The organism is Clostridium beijerinckii, assembly GCA_003129525.1.
Lineage (GTDB): Bacteria > Bacillota > Clostridia > Clostridiales > Clostridiaceae > Clostridium > Clostridium beijerinckii_D.
On the sequence record CP029329.1, the window covers coordinates 3,128,008 to 3,146,604 of the forward strand.

General features: G+C 31.3%; 11 protein-coding genes. 2 read left to right on the top strand and 9 right to left on the bottom strand.

Features of this window, described 5'->3' with window-relative positions:
- Positions 1-163: 163 nt before the first annotated feature.
- The 8 genes from DIC82_13845 to lexA all read right to left on the bottom strand — a co-directional run bounded on the left by DIC82_13845 (position 164) and on the right by lexA (position 13,160).
- The gene (locus DIC82_13845) at positions 164-1,573 is read right to left on the bottom strand and encodes a glycosyl transferase (GenBank protein ID AWK52028.1); all 1,410 of its coding nucleotides are present in this window, start codon (positions 1,571-1,573) and stop codon (positions 164-166) included.
- Complete coding sequence (locus DIC82_13850) at positions 1,570-2,730, bottom strand: hypothetical protein (protein AWK52029.1); 1,161 nt, start codon at positions 2,728-2,730, stop codon at positions 1,570-1,572. Before DIC82_13850 ends, DIC82_13845 begins: the two co-directional genes overlap by 4 nt.
- Before the next feature lie 70 nt (positions 2,731-2,800).
- Positions 2,801-4,936 (bottom strand): family 2 glycosyl transferase, encoded by a 2,136-nt coding sequence (locus tag DIC82_13855; GenBank protein AWK52030.1) that lies wholly within the window; start codon positions 4,934-4,936, stop codon positions 2,801-2,803.
- Between the two features lie 269 nt (positions 4,937-5,205).
- Complete coding sequence (locus DIC82_13860) at positions 5,206-7,971, bottom strand: DNA mismatch repair protein MutS (protein ID AWK52031.1); 2,766 nt, start codon at positions 7,969-7,971, stop codon at positions 5,206-5,208.
- Positions 7,972-8,302: 331 nt separating this feature from the next.
- Positions 8,303-9,766: an NADP-dependent glyceraldehyde-3-phosphate dehydrogenase gene (locus tag DIC82_13865; GenBank protein AWK52032.1), complete on the bottom strand. Its 1,464-nt coding sequence runs from the start codon at positions 9,764-9,766 to the stop codon at positions 8,303-8,305.
- Positions 9,767-9,969: 203 nt separating this feature from the next.
- Positions 9,970-10,749 (bottom strand): iron export ABC transporter permease subunit FetB, encoded by a 780-nt coding sequence (locus DIC82_13870; GenBank protein ID AWK52033.1) that lies wholly within the window; start codon positions 10,747-10,749, stop codon positions 9,970-9,972.
- Positions 10,742-11,377, bottom strand: a complete 636-nt coding sequence (locus DIC82_13875) for an ABC transporter ATP-binding protein (GenBank protein ID AWK52034.1) — start codon at positions 11,375-11,377, stop codon at positions 10,742-10,744. Before DIC82_13875 ends, DIC82_13870 begins: the two co-directional genes overlap by 8 nt.
- A gap of 148 nt (positions 11,378-11,525) precedes the next feature.
- Positions 11,526-13,160: a repressor LexA gene (lexA, locus tag DIC82_13880; GenBank protein AWK52035.1), complete on the bottom strand. Its 1,635-nt coding sequence runs from the start codon at positions 13,158-13,160 to the stop codon at positions 11,526-11,528.
- Between the two features lie 261 nt (positions 13,161-13,421).
- On the opposite strand from lexA, the gene DIC82_13885 reads away from it, so the two are divergent.
- Together DIC82_13885 and DIC82_13890 are read left to right on the top strand one after the other, a co-directional pair.
- Entirely contained in the window at positions 13,422-14,210 is a 789-nt protein-coding gene (locus DIC82_13885) for a Cof-type HAD-IIB family hydrolase (protein AWK52036.1), read from the top strand.
- Between the two features lie 292 nt (positions 14,211-14,502).
- Positions 14,503-16,686, top strand: coding sequence for a collagen-like protein (locus DIC82_13890; protein AWK52037.1), 2,184 nt, complete (start codon positions 14,503-14,505; stop codon positions 16,684-16,686).
- A 346-nt stretch (positions 16,687-17,032) separates the two neighbouring features.
- Here DIC82_13890 and DIC82_13895 read toward each other — a convergent pair whose 3' ends face one another.
- Positions 17,033-18,565, bottom strand: a complete 1,533-nt coding sequence (locus DIC82_13895; GenBank protein AWK52038.1) for a glycosyl transferase family 2 — start codon at positions 18,563-18,565, stop codon at positions 17,033-17,035.
- Between the last annotated feature and the right edge of the window lie 32 nt (positions 18,566-18,597).

The following is an 18,597-nucleotide window of genomic DNA, read 5'->3' on the forward strand; positions in this document are numbered from 1 at the left end:
AAAAAAGATATATTAACACCATCAAGGTTAATATATCTTTCGTAAGTTTTATGTTTAAAGCGAAGCACTGTAAGATATCCACAAAACCTCATATGGGCCGTTAGTACTCAATTTTATAATTTAGACTTTTTCATTTATATTTTTCATACTTCCAATATTACTGCTATTCATTGAAACTCTCTCTTTTTATTTCCCCCCAACTATTTCTAAGTTTTTTAAATCTTATAATTGCTTCTATTTTAAAGAGTGTTGTCATTTGTCTGTATCCAAAATTTTCTATAATACCATACCATGAAAGTTTTAGCAACTGTTTTATTGATGGATATTTACCAAAAGTATATTGTTCTAGCAAAATTGCACCTAAAGATAATATTACACCATAAAATATAGATGCAACTGAAAACAATATAAAATACGAAGTATTGAGTAACCCCAAAACATAAGATAATGGAATAAGAATATAACCTAAAGCTTCAATTACCGGACCTATCATTTCAAAAATCCAGAAATAAGGAACTCCCAACATTCCTATTATCCCAGCCTTAGGATTTAATAGTAATTCTTTATGTCGAAATAAGCTATCCATTAAACCAATTTGCCATCTTCTCCTTTGCCCTCTTAAATCCTTTATATTTTCAGGTACCTGTGTCCAGCAAACAGGATCAGGTACAAATTTCACTTTATATTGTGAATTATTTTGTCTTAAATACTTGTGAATTTTAATTATTAATTCCATATCTTCTCCAATAGTATTACAACTATATCCACTTACTTGCACGACTACATCTTTCTTAAATGCTCCAAAGGCACCAGAAATAATTAATAAACACCCTATTGCATCCCAACCCATTCTTCCTGTAAGAAATGCCCTTAAATATTCAACAATCTGAAACATTGCTAAACTATTACTTGGCAGTCCAATGGATTCTAATTTTCCATCCTTAACCTTACTACCATTAATGATTCTAACAATTCCACCAACAGCTAGTGTTAGTTTATCTTCAATGAATGGCATTATTACTCTAACTAATGAATCACTTTCAAGTATTGAATCAGCATCTATAGATATAAATATTGGGTATTTCGATACGTTTATTCCTACATTAAGAGCATCTGCCTTTCCACCATTTTCTTTATCTATTAAAGTAAGCTTTGGAATATTTATATTTTTGTATATACCTCTAACTTTTTTTGTTTTTATTAAATATCTTATTGGTTGATTTACTTCTTTTAAATTGTAAGCTTCAATTACCTTTTTTAAAGTGTTGTCTTTTGATCCATCATTAATAACTATAACTTCATGGGATGGGTAATGCAAAGATAATAGAGATTTTATGTTGTCTACTATGGTACTTTCCTCATTGTAAGCAGGTACAAGCATTGAAATGGGTATCATGTTTGTAGAAACCGTATATTTTTTATAATCAGAATAATGCATTTTATTAACATAATCATATAAACCAAAGGCAGCTAAAATCAACTGCATAAAATATATAAAATTAACAATTAATATATAATAAAGTATACTATTATCAAAAGCTATAAATATTTGTTTGACAAACATTATATTCATATGCAAGTCTCCTTGTTTTTTTCATTAATATATTGCTTTATCTGTATGGCTAATGCTACTTTATTTGGATCATTTGAAGATTCATACAAATAAAGATCATTATTAGATGAATTTTCTATTGCTGATATAATTATATCTTTAGAAAATTTATCCTCACCTTTAAAAACAGAAGAGATTACACTCATTCCTTTTTCATGGCACAATATAGATGTGGCAGCGTTATATCTAACGTACCATTGTACATCTGAAAGTGCTTTCGCTAATGGAATTAGTATTTTATCATGTGCAAAGTTTCCCAGCGCCTTTGCAGTTATAGCCCTTACCTCCCATTCACTATCATCTAAAAGTTTTAAAATATCATCCAAATATGTTTCATCACCTATGTTTCCAATAGCTTTTACGCATGCAATCCTTAGTTCTTTATTTTCGTTAAATAAATATTTTGATATATCATGGCTTAATGATATATCTTTATAGTTGCCTGCTGACTTAATAAATACACTAGCAATAAAACTATTCTCGCAATTTATCATATATTTATAGATTTTATTTTTGTCACCTTCAAAACTATCAACTATTTCTATTAAACTTCTTTCACTAAGAATTACTTCTGAATCAATATTTTTAAATGCGCAAAGAAAAGAGTTTTCTTCTCCTATCTTTGCAAGAGCTAAAAGAATAGCGTATTTTACGTCACTGTTTGACTTGCTTAGTTCATATAGTAATTTATCAACACATGTTTTGTTTCTAAATTCCCCTAGCTTTTTAGCAGCTAAAGCCTTTTTGAAAAAATCGCCATTTTCTAGTTGTTTTATTTCATATTGAATAATTCCAATATCTTGGCACAAATATGTAAGCTTTGATAAAAATTCACCTTTATAATTTTCAAAATAATATATTAATCTTTCTTCAATAATTTCTCTTTTATATTTATTTTTACATGCTTTTTTAATGTTTTCTAGTGTAGAATAATCTACATCTTTGCCATGTATAACTTCACTCACAATAGAATTAATACAAGGCACTAAACTTCCAGAGTATTTATGTATTTTTCTACTCTTGTAATCTCCTATGAATTTTTCGTATATAAGATAAAGATGTAAGAAAAATATTATTATCGAAAAAAATATTATTGATAAATAAACGTATTGCTCCATATTTGCCTCTTCATTCTAAGAAATTATGTATTCTTGAATCTAATTTAAATATTGAAAATAAACTACAGTATCACGATCCAATTGACTCGAAAGCTTTTTTTAAGATGTCATAAGAAGGTTTTAGTCTTTCGTGATAAGTTGGATTTTCCCATTCGTCCCAAGTGTAATACTCCATGTTGCTATTTTGTGATACAACATTATTTTTTATTAGAATTCCACCTACATATAGATTTTCTATTTTTAATGGTGTTATTTCCTTCTTTTCATAGAAATCATTCATAACTATTTTTGTAGAGGGATCCATAACATTTAAAAGTTGCCAAGGTATTCTAATTTCTACTTTATCTTCATTTACAGCATAATCAGTTAATGAATTAAAATTCTTATGTTCTGGATTAGCATCCCCTAAAACTAACTTCCCAGTTTCATATTTTTCAAAGGGAATTGTTTTTTCATCTTCAGGTAAATATAATGATTTATTTAAACATAAATACATAGGATTAAAAATCCCACTGTTCTTTTTTTCATAAGCTTCATTTTCATCTATCATTTTTAATTGTTTGGCATATATATAGTAAAAAACATCATAATAAGAATCTGTAACTATTCTTGAATCATCTTTATTATCCAATATAATAATCATATCTGTTTGCCTTTTAAAGGTTAAATTATAATAATCATATTTTAAATTTCCAGAGTTTGGAGTTACATCAATAGGAAAAAATAATTTATCCTTTTCAAAATCAAATCCTTTTATATCTCCCATAATATATAAATATTTTTCATCGCTTTTAACATATATTTTCATATTATCAATGTCTATCAAAGGCTTATCTTTTTTCCAATCAGAAATATCTCCATCAACATAGCATATACTTTTATCTTTTCCAGGGTCAAATGCTAAAACTCCAAACTCCTGCTCATTAGTTTGAGGATTAGACCAATATGATCTTCTATCTGCTAAATCTAAATCCATAGTATTCCATGTTCTTTTAAACCATTCATCTTGCCATGTAAAAACTAGTCCTCCAGCATAACCTTCATCATAAATATCCTGAAGCATTGCTGCATTCATTTCACCTTGACTTTTTTCATCTACATTTCCCTGATTATACCCTATATGAATATTATTATGAGCCTTTCCTCTTGATGCCGGTATACCAAATTCTGCTATTAATACTGGTACTGTATGTTCTTTTATTAAATCCTTTAAATAAGCTTTATAAGTATTTATCTTGTTATCCTTATCTGTATATGTTGCATAATCATGTTGATAATTCATAAACTCTGGATAGTAAGGATATACGTGATATGATGCAAAAAGCCCTGGTTTAAAGGAATCACTTTTCTTTATATGCTCTGTGTTTACTTCAACCATATCTTCCTTTTTTAGAGGTTCATTAGGATGTTTTAGCGTATCTGTAGTGACCCAATTAGTAAAACTTAAAGGTCTTTGCATTTTGTAATTTTCAGTTTCGTAGTCTATAGCATAATCTCCTGACTGTGCTAAAAATACTTCAAAAGGTGAGGCTTTTTCTGTATATAAGTACTTCCCATCAAAACTATTAAGGTTTTCATTAATTTTATTTGTGTTTTCTACAAAGTTTGGATCCCATTCAAGTCCTAATATCCATCCCATTACATAAAGTGATACATCTTTTGTATAAACTCCACTAGCATGCCCTCTTTGTGGTTTAAGCTCAGCATTTCCATGAATTATATCAATAATTGTTCTTATATCTTCTTTAAAACCATCCTTGATTATTGGGTTATGGGCATCTTCAAAATTTGATATATTATCTTCATTAACCCATACTCCCTGAAAAATATATAAAGGCTTCAAGGAGGTTTTATTATACTCATATAATGCATCATAAAAATCAGGTTTAAGTATGGTATATGCTCTTATTGTGTCCGCATTCATGTCAGATATTTGCTTAAACCATCTCAAATACTCTTCTTTTGTTATGGCTAATTCTCCTGGAAAATTACCTGGTTTTGCTGCCCCAATATTTAAACCTTTAACAAAGGACTTCTCCCATTTTCCATACCTGTAAATATAAAATGACTTATTATCAACTTTAGAAATATAGTATATTCCATCGCTATTATATACTGAGGCTTCATTTCTAATTAAGTATATATACTTAAAACTTAGAAATGCTGATAAAAATATAATTATTAAAAACATTATAAATTTCTTCAATGGTATACTCCTTTATCCTAAATAATAAGTAGATAATTTAATAATATTAGTGTAGTTATAATATTGACATACATTACAATATATTCATTACTAATATTATGAGTAAAAAATTATAAATTAATTCATATATACACTCAATATTATAGTGGTTATAAATATCAAGTCTTTTCCTAAATAGCTATAAACTAAAAAATCCACGATAATATATATATTATCGTAGATATCATGATGAAGGCTAGTGTATACAGCCCCCATATACCATACTCTCTTTAATTATTCAATTTCTTAGCCTCTGCTACCAACTTATATAAAGTATTCATAGCTTCCATAGGATTTAAGCTTAATATATCAACTTCACTTATTTCTTTAAGAAATGCTTGCTTTTCCATGAAAGTAAAATCTAATTGCATATTATTAGAAGTATCTTTATTCTTATGTTTTTTATTTGTATTTTCTTCTATATATTCAACTTTATTAGAAAATTCATTTTCACATTTAACTTCTTCTACATACTCACTGTTAATTTCTGAAACTATTTCAGTGACAGTAACTTCCTCGTTAGATATATTAAAATCTACAGCTACTTCACTTTCTCTAATTTCACTGTTTGTCACCTTATGTATATCAAAGCTATTTTCACCTTCTATTCCTAAAAGGATTTCGCGAGCACGGTTTATTACATCATCTGGAAGACCGGCAAGCTTTGCAACTTCTATACCATAAGACTCATCTGCGCCACCTTCAACTATCTTTCTAAGGAAGATTACAGAATCTTTTGTTTTCTTAACTGCTACAGAATAATTCTTAACACCAGGTAAGATTCCCTCAAGCTTTACTAATTCATGATAGTGAGTTGCAAACAATGTTTTACATCTTAATTTTTCATTTGCTGTTATATACTCAATAACTGACCAAGCTATAGAAAGACCATCATATGTTGAAGTCCCTCTTCCTACTTCATCTAATAACACTAAGCTCTTAGATGTTGCATTTTTTAGTATGTTAGATACTTCCCACATTTCAACCATGAATGTTGATTTACCACCTGCTAAATCATCGGAGGCTCCAATTCTAGTAAATATCTTATCACAAATTGAAATATTTGCACTAGATGCTGGTACGAATGAACCTATTTGAGCCATTAAAGTAATAAGTGCTACCTGTCTCATATATGTAGATTTACCTGCCATGTTAGGTCCTGTTATTAGTAATAATTCTTTATCTGTTTGATTTAACGTAGTATTATTAGAAACAAATTCTCCAAGGCCTATTACTTTTTCAACAACTGGGTGTCTTCCATCAATTACTTCAATTAAACCTTCTTCATTAATTTCCGGTTTAACATAATCATTTTCAAGAGCGACTAAAGCTAATGTCGATATCCCATCTAAATTTGAAATTATTTTAGCACTTTTCTTAAGTCTAGAAATTTCTTTTTCTATAGTGTCACGTGCTTCAGTAAATAAAGCATATTCTAAATTAATAAGCTTTTCCTCTGAACCTAAGATTTTATCTTCCATTACCTTAAGCTCTTCTGTTATATATCTTTCAGCATTAGCTAAAGTTTGTTTTCTTACATATCTTCCTTCTGGAATAGAGTTATAATTTGATTTGGTAATTTCAATGTAATATCCAAAAACCTTATTGTAACCAACCTTTAAAGATTTAATTCCAGTAAATTCTCTTTCTTGATTTTCTAGAGCTGCAATCCATTCCTTGCCATGAATTTTTGATTGTCTTAATTCGTCAACTTCTGCATTATAGCCATCCTTTATTATGTTTCCCTCTTTTATACTTAAAGATGGCTCTTCTTTAATTGCTGAGTCTAATAATCTTCTTACATCATCTAATTCATCTAAGTTTTCGTAGTATTCTTTTAAAAGATCAGAATTTGCATATTTTAAAAGTTCCTTGATTGCTGGAATTTTATCTAAGGAAGCTTTAAGAGATAACATATCCTTAGCATTTACATTTTTATTAGAAATTTTACCTACAATTCTTTCTATATCATAGATTTCTTTTAAAGAAGTTCGTAGATCTTCATTAAAACTTATAGAGTTAAATGCTTCATTAACCCCACTCAACCTTTTTTCAATTTCTGATTTAATAATTAAAGGTTCTTCTATCCATTTTCTTAAGGTTCTTCCTCCCATAGATGTTGCACTTTTATCAAGTACCCATAAAAGTGAGCCTTTTTTATTCTTTTCTCTTATACTTTCTGTAAGTTCTAAGTTTCTTCTTGAATTTCCATCTATGGTCATGTAATTTATGATTTCATATTGCTCTAATAAATTTATATTAGTTAAACTCATTTTTTGAGTTTCATATATGTACTTAAGTAATACTGAGCTTGCAAGTTCTCTTTCTTTAGTCAATCCTACAACTTCCATATCTGAAAATTGATTTACAAGTTCTTCTTTTGTAACAAAAAATTCATTGAAATTCTTTTTAGATATAAGTGCAGAGGTCACTCCTTTAATATCATCTATAAGAACTTCACTTAAATTTTCGTCAATTAAAATTTCTTTAGGTGATACTTTTGAAATTTCATCGAGTAGGCTTATTCTTATATTATCAAAAGAAGTTGTTTTAAATTCACCAGTACTTATATCTGAAATTGCTATACCTATTTTTTCATCATTTTCATATATAGCCATTAAATAAGTATTATCATTTTCAATAGCGCTATTAGAATCAACAAAAGTTCCAGGTGTAATTATTTTTACAACACCTCTTTTTACAATTCCCTTAGCCTCTTTTGGATCTTCAAGTTGTTCACAAATTGCAACTTTATATCCTTTGTTAACAAGCCTTGGTACATAAGCTGCTGCTGCATGATGTGGAATTCCACACATAGGAGCTCTCTCCTCAAGTCCGCAGCTTTTACCTGTGAGTACTAGCTCAAGCTCACGAGATACAGTAAGTGCATCATCAAAAAACATCTCGTAAAAATCACCTAATCTATAAAATAGAATACAATCACTGTATTCTTCCTTAGTCTTCATGTATTCAACCATCATTGGCGTTAAAGCCATAATAAATATCCTCCTTCAAATGTCCTTTTAATTCCTATAGGAAAGTAACATTTTTATAAATTTAATAACATATCTAAAAAATCCTTAGAACAATTATACCAATTATTTTAGGGATTTTCATTAATATTTATTTTACTTTATAATAAACAGTATTTTTATATAAAAATAAGTAGTTATTTGTAATGTATGATTTGCTTTTATATTGTGTATGAGATACATGATTGTATAGATGTTTGCTTTAAAATTAAAAATAACAGGAGTCTGAAATCAAACTCCTGCCAAAATATGATACTTTCATATTTAAATATTTTTTTTAATATTCTCGTTAATACTATTCCCTTTTTAAATTTATTACTGTTGCTTTAGGTCTAGACATAGATTCAATAGAATATTTTATTCCTTGTGTTCCTATTCCAGAAGCCTTTACTCCAAGGAAAGGGAAATGATCTGGTCCTCGTTCAGTTTTATTATTTATTTGAACTGTTCCAACTTCTAGTTTATCAGCTATATAAAAGGCATCATTTATATTTTCTGTAAATACAGCACTTTGGAGGCCATATTGTGATTTATTAGCTATTTCTATAGCTTCATCTTTATCTTTAACTCTTATAATTGGAAGTACTGGACCAAATGGTTCTTCCCATGCAAGTCTCATATCTGTAGTTACTTTATCAAAAAGAGTTGGATAGATTAGGTTTTTTTCTCTTATTCCACCTATAACTAAATGTGCACCTTTATTTCTTGCATCTTCGATTAGTTCCGAAACAAAATCTGCTGCTTTAGAATTAATAAGAGGTACTATATCAACATCCTTTTCTAGAGGATTGCCTATAATTAGCTTTTCCATTTTTTCTTTTACTTTTTTAACTAATTTATCTGCTACTTTATCTACTACTAAAATTCTCTTTACAGCTGTACATCTTTGACCAGAATATGAGTATCCACCTGAAACAATATTGCTTGCGGTAAGTTCTAAGTCAGCATCTTCCAGAACTATAGCAGCATCTTTTCCGCCAAGTTCCATCAAAAGTGGAACCATACTAGTTATTTTAGATATTCTAATTCCCACATCTGTACTTCCAGTAAAATTAATGAAATCTACGCTAGGGTGAGTAACAATATAGTCCCCTATCTCACTACCTTTACCTGTAATTGTATTTAATACACCCTTTGGCACTCCAGCTTCTTGAAAAACTCTTGCTAGATATAATCCACATAAACTTCCTTGAGTTGCTGGTTTTAATACAACAGAATTTCCTGCAACAATTGCTGGTGCTATTTTTGAAGCTGATAAGTTTACAGGATAATTAAATGGTGATATGGCAAGAACTACGCCTAGAGGTTCTCTGGTAACAACAGAAATTTTATTTCTATTAAACCCAGGGAAAGAATCTCCTGGAATACTTTCTCCTGACATATTCTTAGCTGTATCTGCTGTAAATCTTATAAAATCAGCAGTTCTAGAAATTTCTGATTTACAGCTCTTTTTATCTTTAGCAATTTCTCTAATCATAATTTCTGCAAGCTCATCACTATGATCAAGTAATATATTTGCAGCTTTATATAGTATTTCAGCTCTTTCATTTGTAGGAATCTTCTTCCATTCTATTTGTGCTTCCCTAGAAGTTTTTAGAACAAAATCCACTTCCTCTTTTGTCATTGCAGGTACTTTACCAACGATTGAGTCATCAATAGGAGAACTTATCTCTATATAATTTCCATTCCTACTACTAATCCATTCACCATTTATTAAATTTTTAAATATATTATTTCCGCCATTTATACAGTTAAACATCGTCTCCACCCCTTGCAAATAATTTATAACAATTAACAATTATTATAGTTTATTCATATTAATCCTAAAAATGTTAACTTTTATATTAAATTCAAAATATACTTATAATTAATTTAATTTTAATATTATATATAACCGAAATCTCTAAAGAAGAAAAAGCAATTTAATTTTAAAAATTAAACTGCTTCTATTTAAATAAAAACTTATTTTAATCTATTATCTTTAGTGAAAAAAGTTCTATAACCAAGGGTTACAAACAAAACAGTAACAATAGAAGTACTACCTAAAATAGCAAGCATAATCCCAATTTGATATTTAATTGCAGTAATTGGAAAAGTACCAGAAAGAATTTGTCCAGTCATCATGCCAGGTAACGAAACTATTCCCATAGTTAGCATATTATTCATTGTTGGCAAAATTGCACTATCAAAAGCATTATTTACAATTTCTTTAGTAGCTGAAGTAGGGCTTGCTCCAAGCATCAAAGAATTTTCAATTTCTGCATGTTTATCTTCAATATCACTACATAACTTATTGGCTCCTAAAGCAATACCTGTCATACTATTACCAACAATCATTCCAGAAATAGGTATAAAATATTGTGGATTAAACCATGGCCGCACATTTAATACCACTATTATAAAAAATGTAGCAGTTAAAAGTGCACCACACACCATAGAAAAAGCAATAATAATCTTTAATTCTTTTGACATTGTGACTTTTACCCTCTTAATAGAATTATAAATTGCAAAAGAAATCATAATTATGATCATTAAAGAAGTAAGCCACCAACTTGGATTATTAAAAACAAACATCAATACATAACCCATTATTGTAAGTTGCACAGTCATTCTGGTTGAGGCAATTAAGATTTGCTTTTCACGTTTAATTCCTCTTGACTTAAAAATAACCAGCATAATAAGCACAAAAATATAAGCAATTGAAAGTTGCAAAATAGAAAGGTTCATTACTGTATTATTCATGATATTCCTCCATAACTTTTCCTTTTTCAATTCTTATAATTGAATCAGGAAATTTTTGAGCAATTTGTTCTGAGTGGGTAACCATGATGAGCTGCTTTTTGTTTTCCAAAACAAACTTCGAGAAATTTTCTATGATAAATTGTTCTGTTTCTTTATCTAATGCTGCTGATGGTTCATCCAATAAATATGTATCTGAATCCATAAGCATCACTCTAGCAAGACATAACCGTTGCTTTTCACCGCCTGAAAGATTTCCACATCTATCAGTTAGCTGTTTATTGAGCTCAACTCTTGCAAGGGTTTCTTTCATGGCAGTCTTAGATGCAGGCGGCTTCTTAGAAAATACCAATCCAATTTGCAAATTATCTTCTATTGAACCACTATAAATTACAGGTGTTTGTCCTAACATAACAACTTGCCGCCGAAGTTGTACAGTATCCATTTTAGAAACATCTCTACCGTTATAATGAATTGTACCTACATCAGGTATATTTAAACAATTTAGCATGCGTAGTAATGTTGTCTTCCCGCTTCCAGAAGATCCTATAATACATGTAATGGGTTTATTAATACATAATAATGGTATATCTAAGATATCTTTAAATTTTACATTACTTACTTCAAACATTTAATCTCACTTCCTATATATATTTAATGCTTTTATCATTATTTAATTTAAGTAAATTTCTTTAAGAAAACTTTTAATAATTATATAATGTATTGTAAAATTATATAAATCCTTATAGAATTTATATCAATTACTATAAGGATTATCATTAGTTATATGAATTTTTAATAAGCCCAATAGCTACTCCAAGAAAGCTAAATTCTTGATCATCTATAATAATAGGTTCATAATTCTCATTCTCTGGCATTAGAACAATTTTCCCATTCTTAATTCTATATGTTTTTAAAGTAGCTTCTCCTTCAATGTCAACTGCAACTATATCTCTAACATTTGGAGTATTTTGCTTACTTATTACTACATAATCACCATCATAAATATTTTTGTTTATCATAGAATTACCTTTTACTTTAAGCATAAAAATATCCTTAGAATTTCTTATCCATTCTTTTGGCAAATAATAATTATCCTCAATAGAATCATTTATAAGAATTGGACTACCTGCTGCAATTTCATTGAATACCGGAATACTTAGTACATCTTCTACTTTTTCCTGTGTTCCATTGTATTCTAAATAAATTTCATCTACGGCTCCAGAGTCTTTTATAAATCTATGAGATACATTTCTTTTTAAGTCTATATATTCAATAACATCTAAAATCAACGCTGAATTAGTTAAATCATCTTTTTTAATATTTTTAGTTTGAGTTAGTCCACTTTTCTTAATAAAATTATAATTTGACTCAGTAATTTTATTTAATTCTTTATCCATATTAATATTCTGTACATCCTTAACATAAATTAAGTTTTCTTCTTTATTTGTTTTTTCAATCTCACTAGTTATTTCTTCAGTATAACTCTTTCTCAAAGAAACACTTTTACCCTTCATATCATATCCTAAGCTAACAAAAGATTGTCCCTTTGTCAGCCAAGCATAAGGGTTATTATATTGAATACTATCGACTGTAAATGTTATGCTGGAATAAGTTTTTTCATTATATAATGCTTTCAAGAATTCTAATTGGACCTTGGTTAAATCTTGGCTATTATCTATAAAAATATGAGTATAATTCTTACTCGGATTCTTTTGTGCTTCTTCTAAAGCTACAAGCGCCAAATCTTGAATATCTATTTTATTTTTATTTTTTAAGTTATTATTATACTCAACTAAAATTTCATATACAGCTTGCCTTTGTTTTGAATTCTTTCTAAGGAGTTTAGATATGCAGCCACTTGTTTTACTTAATCTACCCTGTCTGTTAGCAGTTTGATATTCTTCAAGATTTATATAATTACAAGCTTTTATCCACATAAGTTCTTCTTGTATAAATTTAGTAAACTCAAGATTTAATATATTTATTTTTTCCTTTTCATGTTTTTTAGCTATAATATTAATAGCTTTTTTAAGTTCATTTTCGCACTGTGAAATAGATGCAATATCTATTTTTTTTCTATGATATGTATTATATTGATTAAAATAATAAAACATTAAAGAATCTATTGTAATTATGTCTAATTTATCACTTTTGTCTTCATCAAAAAAACTATTTTGATGATATTTTTCATTATCTATGTTTTTATAAATAAACGATACTTTACTCGAATGTTCTTCATTGCAGGTTGCTATAAGTATGCTATCATCTTTAGATATGCAATAGTGATTAAGTAATGCTGGAATTTTATTTATAAATGCAGTGGTCTTTCCAGTTCCTTTTGTACCCTTTATAAGCATATGACCATTTGGTTTACCATTAATTATTTTTTTTTGTCCTCTATTAAATTCCACGTTTCTCCTCCTTTCTTCTACTTTTTAATTTTCATTTATATAACGTTCAGAAGGTTTAAATTATTGTTGTAATTATACTATATTATTTTATTGTATGTAAAGTTTTAAGTACTTATGATTCATATAATAAAAGACCATCTTTTATTTTGAAAAATATACAAACATTGTGTTGATTCTATAAAATAGGTATAATTAACAAAGTGAAACTATGATACTAAAGTAAAAAACTCAAATTATAGACAAGTACGAGAGGAGAATAAAATGAAACCTAATATAATATTTTTTGACATTGATGGAACATTACTTAGTGAAAAGACTTTCACAGTTCCAGATAGTGCTAAGGAAGCTATAAGAAAAACTCAAGAAAATGGACATCTTGTATTTATTAATACAGGTAGACCAATTTTAGAAATTGATAATTGTATTCAAGAGCTTAATTTTGATGGATATGTATGTGGATGCGGTACATATATAGAATTTAAAAATAAAGAATTATTCCATAGAAGTCTTGGTGTAAGCTTATGCAAAGAAATTGTTAGTAAGTTACGTAGATATCATATAGATGCAATATTAGAAGGTAAAAATGGTGTTTACTATGATATGGATATATGCTCTGAAGAGGTACTTAGAATTAAAGCTCGCCATACGAAAGAAGGTTTCTACAAAGGACAAACCTTTGATGATTCTGATATTGATTTTGATAAATTAGTTATTTGGACTAATGAAGCTAGTGATTTTGATGCTTTTCATAATAAATTCAAAAGTACCCTTGAATTTATACACCGTGGTGAAAACTTCTATGAATTAGTTCCATTAGAATTTTCAAAAGCATCTGGTATAAAATATTTAATACAGCACTTAGATATACCTCATGAAAATACTTATGCAATTGGTGATAGTACTAATGATTTGTCTATGCTTGAATATGTAAAAAATAGTATTGCTATGGGCAATAGTCATACTTCACTATTTGATTTAGTTTCATTTGTTACTAAAGATGTTGAAGAAGATGGAATTAAATATGCGTTAAAACACTACAATATAATATAAAATCTAATAGTTAAACCTCGGAATAATCTTTCGAGGTTTTTCCTTTTTTTAGCAAACATATAAAATATTCAACAGTCTCTTCATCTATTTTGGGAAGCTCATGTGCTTTTTTTTACAAGTTTAAATGTTTCTATAATATTTTTGATTATTATAATTTAAGTCTTGTATTTTTATCAATCTTCTATGAAGATGATTTTGGACAATTTGTAACATATTATGACACCAACCATAGTATGTAATAAGACGGTATGTAATAATATACTGTTAGTTTTAAAGGAGGGTACGATATATTGTGGGACAGCATGGTTATTTTCATGATAATATAGATGATAAAAGAAAAGTTTGTTTTAACGAAGCATGTGATAATATAAAATGTTGCAAAGGACCTCAAGGACCACAAGGGCCTCAAGGACCAAGTGGAGGCCCACAAGGACCTCAAGGACCTCAAGGTACTCAAGGCACTCAAGGTACTCAAGGACCACAAGGACCTCAAGGACCTCAAGGACCTCAAGGACCTCAAGGACCTCAAGGACCACAAGGGCCTCAAGGCACTCAAGGTACTCAAGGCACTCAAGGACCACAAGGACCTCAAGGTACTCAAGGAACACAAGGCACTCAAGGTACTCAAGGACCACAAGGACCTCAAGGACCTCAAGGACCACAAGGGCCTCAAGGCACTCAAGGTACTCAAGGCACTCAAGGTACTCAAGGTACTCAAGGCACTCAAGGACCACAAGGACCTCAAGGTACTCAAGGAACTCAAGGTACTCAAGGCACTCAAGGTACTCAAGGACCTCAAGGTACTCAAGGTACTCAAGGTACTCAAGGTACTCAAGGACCTCAAGGACCACAAGGACCTCAAGGCACTCAAGGTACTCAAGGAACACAAGGTACTCAAGGCACTCAAGGACCACAAGGACCACAAGGACCTCAAGGCACTCAAGGTACTCAAGGTACTCAAGGTACTCAAGGTACTCAAGGTACTCAAGGTACTCAAGGTACTCAAGGACCACAAGGACCTCAAGGCACTCAAGGTACTCAAGGAACACAAGGTACTCAAGGCACTCAAGGTACTCAAGGACCTCAAGGACCACAAGGACCACAAGGACCTCAAGGCACTCAAGGTACTCAAGGTACTCAAGGTACTCAAGGCACTCAAGGGCCACAAGGGCCACAAGGGCCACAAGGACCTCAAGGTACTCAAGGAACACAAGGACCTCAAGGACCTCAAGGACCTCAAGGACCTCAAGGACCTCAAGGACCACAAGGACCACAAGGACCTCAAGGACCACAAGGACCACAAGGACCTCAAGGACCACAAGGACCACAAGGACCACAAGGACCTCAAGGACCACAAGGGCCTCAAGGACCACAAGGACCACAAGGACCACAAGGACCTCAAGGACCACAAGGACCACAAGGACCTCAAGGACCACAAGGACCTCAAGGACCTCAAGGACCACAAGGACCTCAAGGACCTCAAGGACCACAAGGTACTCAAGGAACACAAGGCACTCAAGGACCACAAGGACCTCAAGGACCACAAGGACCTCAAGGTACTCAAGGAACACAAGGACCTCAAGGACCTCAAGGACCACAAGGACCACAAGGACCTCAAGGACCACAAGGACCACAAGGACCTCAAGGACCACAAGGACCACAAGGACCTCAAGGACCACAAGGACCACAAGGGCCTCAAGGACCACAAGGACCTCAAGGACCTCAAGGACCTCAAGGACCTCAAGGACCACAAGGACCTCAAGGACCACAAGGACCTCAAGGACCACAAGGACCTCAAGGACCACAAGGACCTCAAGGACCTCAAGGACCACAAGGACCTCAAGGTACTCAAGGACCACAAGGACCTCAAGGACCTCAAGGACCACAAGGACCACAAGGACCTCAAGGACCACAAGGACCTCAAGGACCACAAGGACCTCAAGGACCTCAAGGGCCTCAAGGACCACAAGGACCTCAAGGACCACAAGGACCTCAAGGACCACAAGGACCACAAGGACCTCAAGGACCTCAAGGACCACAAGGACCTCAAGGACCACAAGGACCTCAAGGACCTCAAGGAGGCGAATTCGAGGATTTTGAATATGATCAACCTGCTAGTTTTTCAGGTGAAGAAACAATAGCTATTTCAACAACACCTGTTTTACTAGCAACAGTGACTCAAGTTACCGTACAAAACACTGGAGATTTAGTGTGGCTAACTGGAATTGTAGGATGGTTACTAGATAATGGTAACACAACTTTTACTTTTATTATTTATAGAGATAATACTAGCAATTCTATATTTACTACAAGTGATACTGCTAACGGTAATTCAAATTACACTACTCCAATAAATCATGTAGATACACCGACTGCAGGTACGCACACTTATTATCTATATGTCGTTGGTTCACAAATTAATAAAGGAACTGTAGTTGGACCAATTTTGTTGACAGCATGTGTAATACCTGATTAGTTTAAAATATAAATTTAGGAGCTGAAATTTAATTTATTAGATTTCAGTTCCTTTACTTAATTGGACAATTAAACCATAAGGTCTAAATAATAACTCTACTACTATAGTTGGGGGATCTTTAGATGCAATTTTTTACAGTGCATATTTATACTATCCATTAAGCAATTTTCATGGAGTGATACCCCTTTTCGATTTAAAGATATAAATCTCCAAACAATTGAAATGTCATATCAATTATTTGGAGATTTCTGAATTTATTGAATCATATTATAATTGAGGAAAAGCATAATGGATTATATTGATTAAAATATAATTATAAATTTTTCAGATATATTATTATTTCATCTTAAATCTCGGGTAGAATAACAACTTTATCCTTACATGAAGAGCAAAACTTAGCATATTTAATGCATGTGTCCAATGAATCCTTTGACTCCATAGGCCACCAGCGGATTGTTCCCATTGGTGCCCTGGAAGCAAAAGTCTCAATTTCTTGAGGAATACGTCCAACAACCACTATTTCCATATCTTTGAAGTTAGTTTCTATACCCTTTTCAAGAGTCTTAAATAATTGTTCATTCGTACTTATAGGACATGAGTATGGAATGGGAAATAACATTGAAAATCTGGATGAATCTTCATCAATGATATGAGCTGATTTAAGAGCAGGGTCATCAGTAGCTCTTTCCCATACGCGACTATATAACACATCTTCTTGTAATCCCAGCTCTTTAACTCTTGTATGGATTCTTTCGCCATAATACTTATATAGTTCATTTACGAGAATTTGAATCTGCTTATTTCTAGTAAACGTAGAATTATCCCCATTTTCATTTCTATATTGTATATAAAGTAAATTGGGGATGGATGCATACTTAGTACAAAGAAACGAACGAACTAGCATGTCGTAATCATCTGCAACCAATAGTTCTTCGCGGTGGCCTCCAAGCAGATGGTAGCACTCTTTCGTCCATGCACGAGGATGATTTGGTAAACCAACTAAATGTAGAATGGTATTTCCATTTATTATGGTATTTCTTAATACATTTTGCCATCGATTCATTTCTTGCACCCAGACTCTATAATATACACCATATCCAAATCCACAATCCCATCCATACCAATGTGAATCATTGCTTCCCCTATATGCCTCTGCACAATCCCCATATGCAAAACCACATTCAGGATGCTGTTGAAATATTTTTACAATTTTTTCTAGACAGTCAGTCGTTAGTTCATCATCATGGTCTACTTCTACTAAAATTTCTCCAGTGCATAGACCTGCTGCATATCGTTTAGTTGCTCCTATATAGCCATTGCGACAATCTTGGCGATATCTTCTAACACGTGGATCACCTAGAGGCAATAAGTCTTTGTTGTATGTGGCATCATCATCATCGGAATCATCTACAATCACCCATTCCCAATTTGAATAAGTTTGATTTAATAGAGAGCGATAAGGATACTGAATTTTTTCTTTTGACCTATAGGCAGCTGTGAATACTGATACTAAAGGGGTATCAGAAGAAAAATGAGTGTCAGGTATAATTTTATTTTCCGGAAGAGGATCCGTACGATTCAGCCAACAGTAAAATAAATAAGCTGGTTGAATATCTGCTGGAGACTTGTAATGTAACCAACGTTTTCTCTCATGATAGGGTAAGGTATGCAGTGTTGTAAATTGCTCTACCTTATCTCCTAATGAAACATAGACACGTGGATTTCTAGGATTTATAAATAATTCATCATCAGGTTCATACACTTTTATCGTTATTCCACTTTCATTAAGCTTTTTGAACATTTCCTCAAGTCCATCCCATGAACTATTTTTTGAAATAAATAGATGGGCTGTTAATAGTGGAGTATTACTTGATTGCATATTTATCCTCCTTTTCGTCACCAGAAACTTTA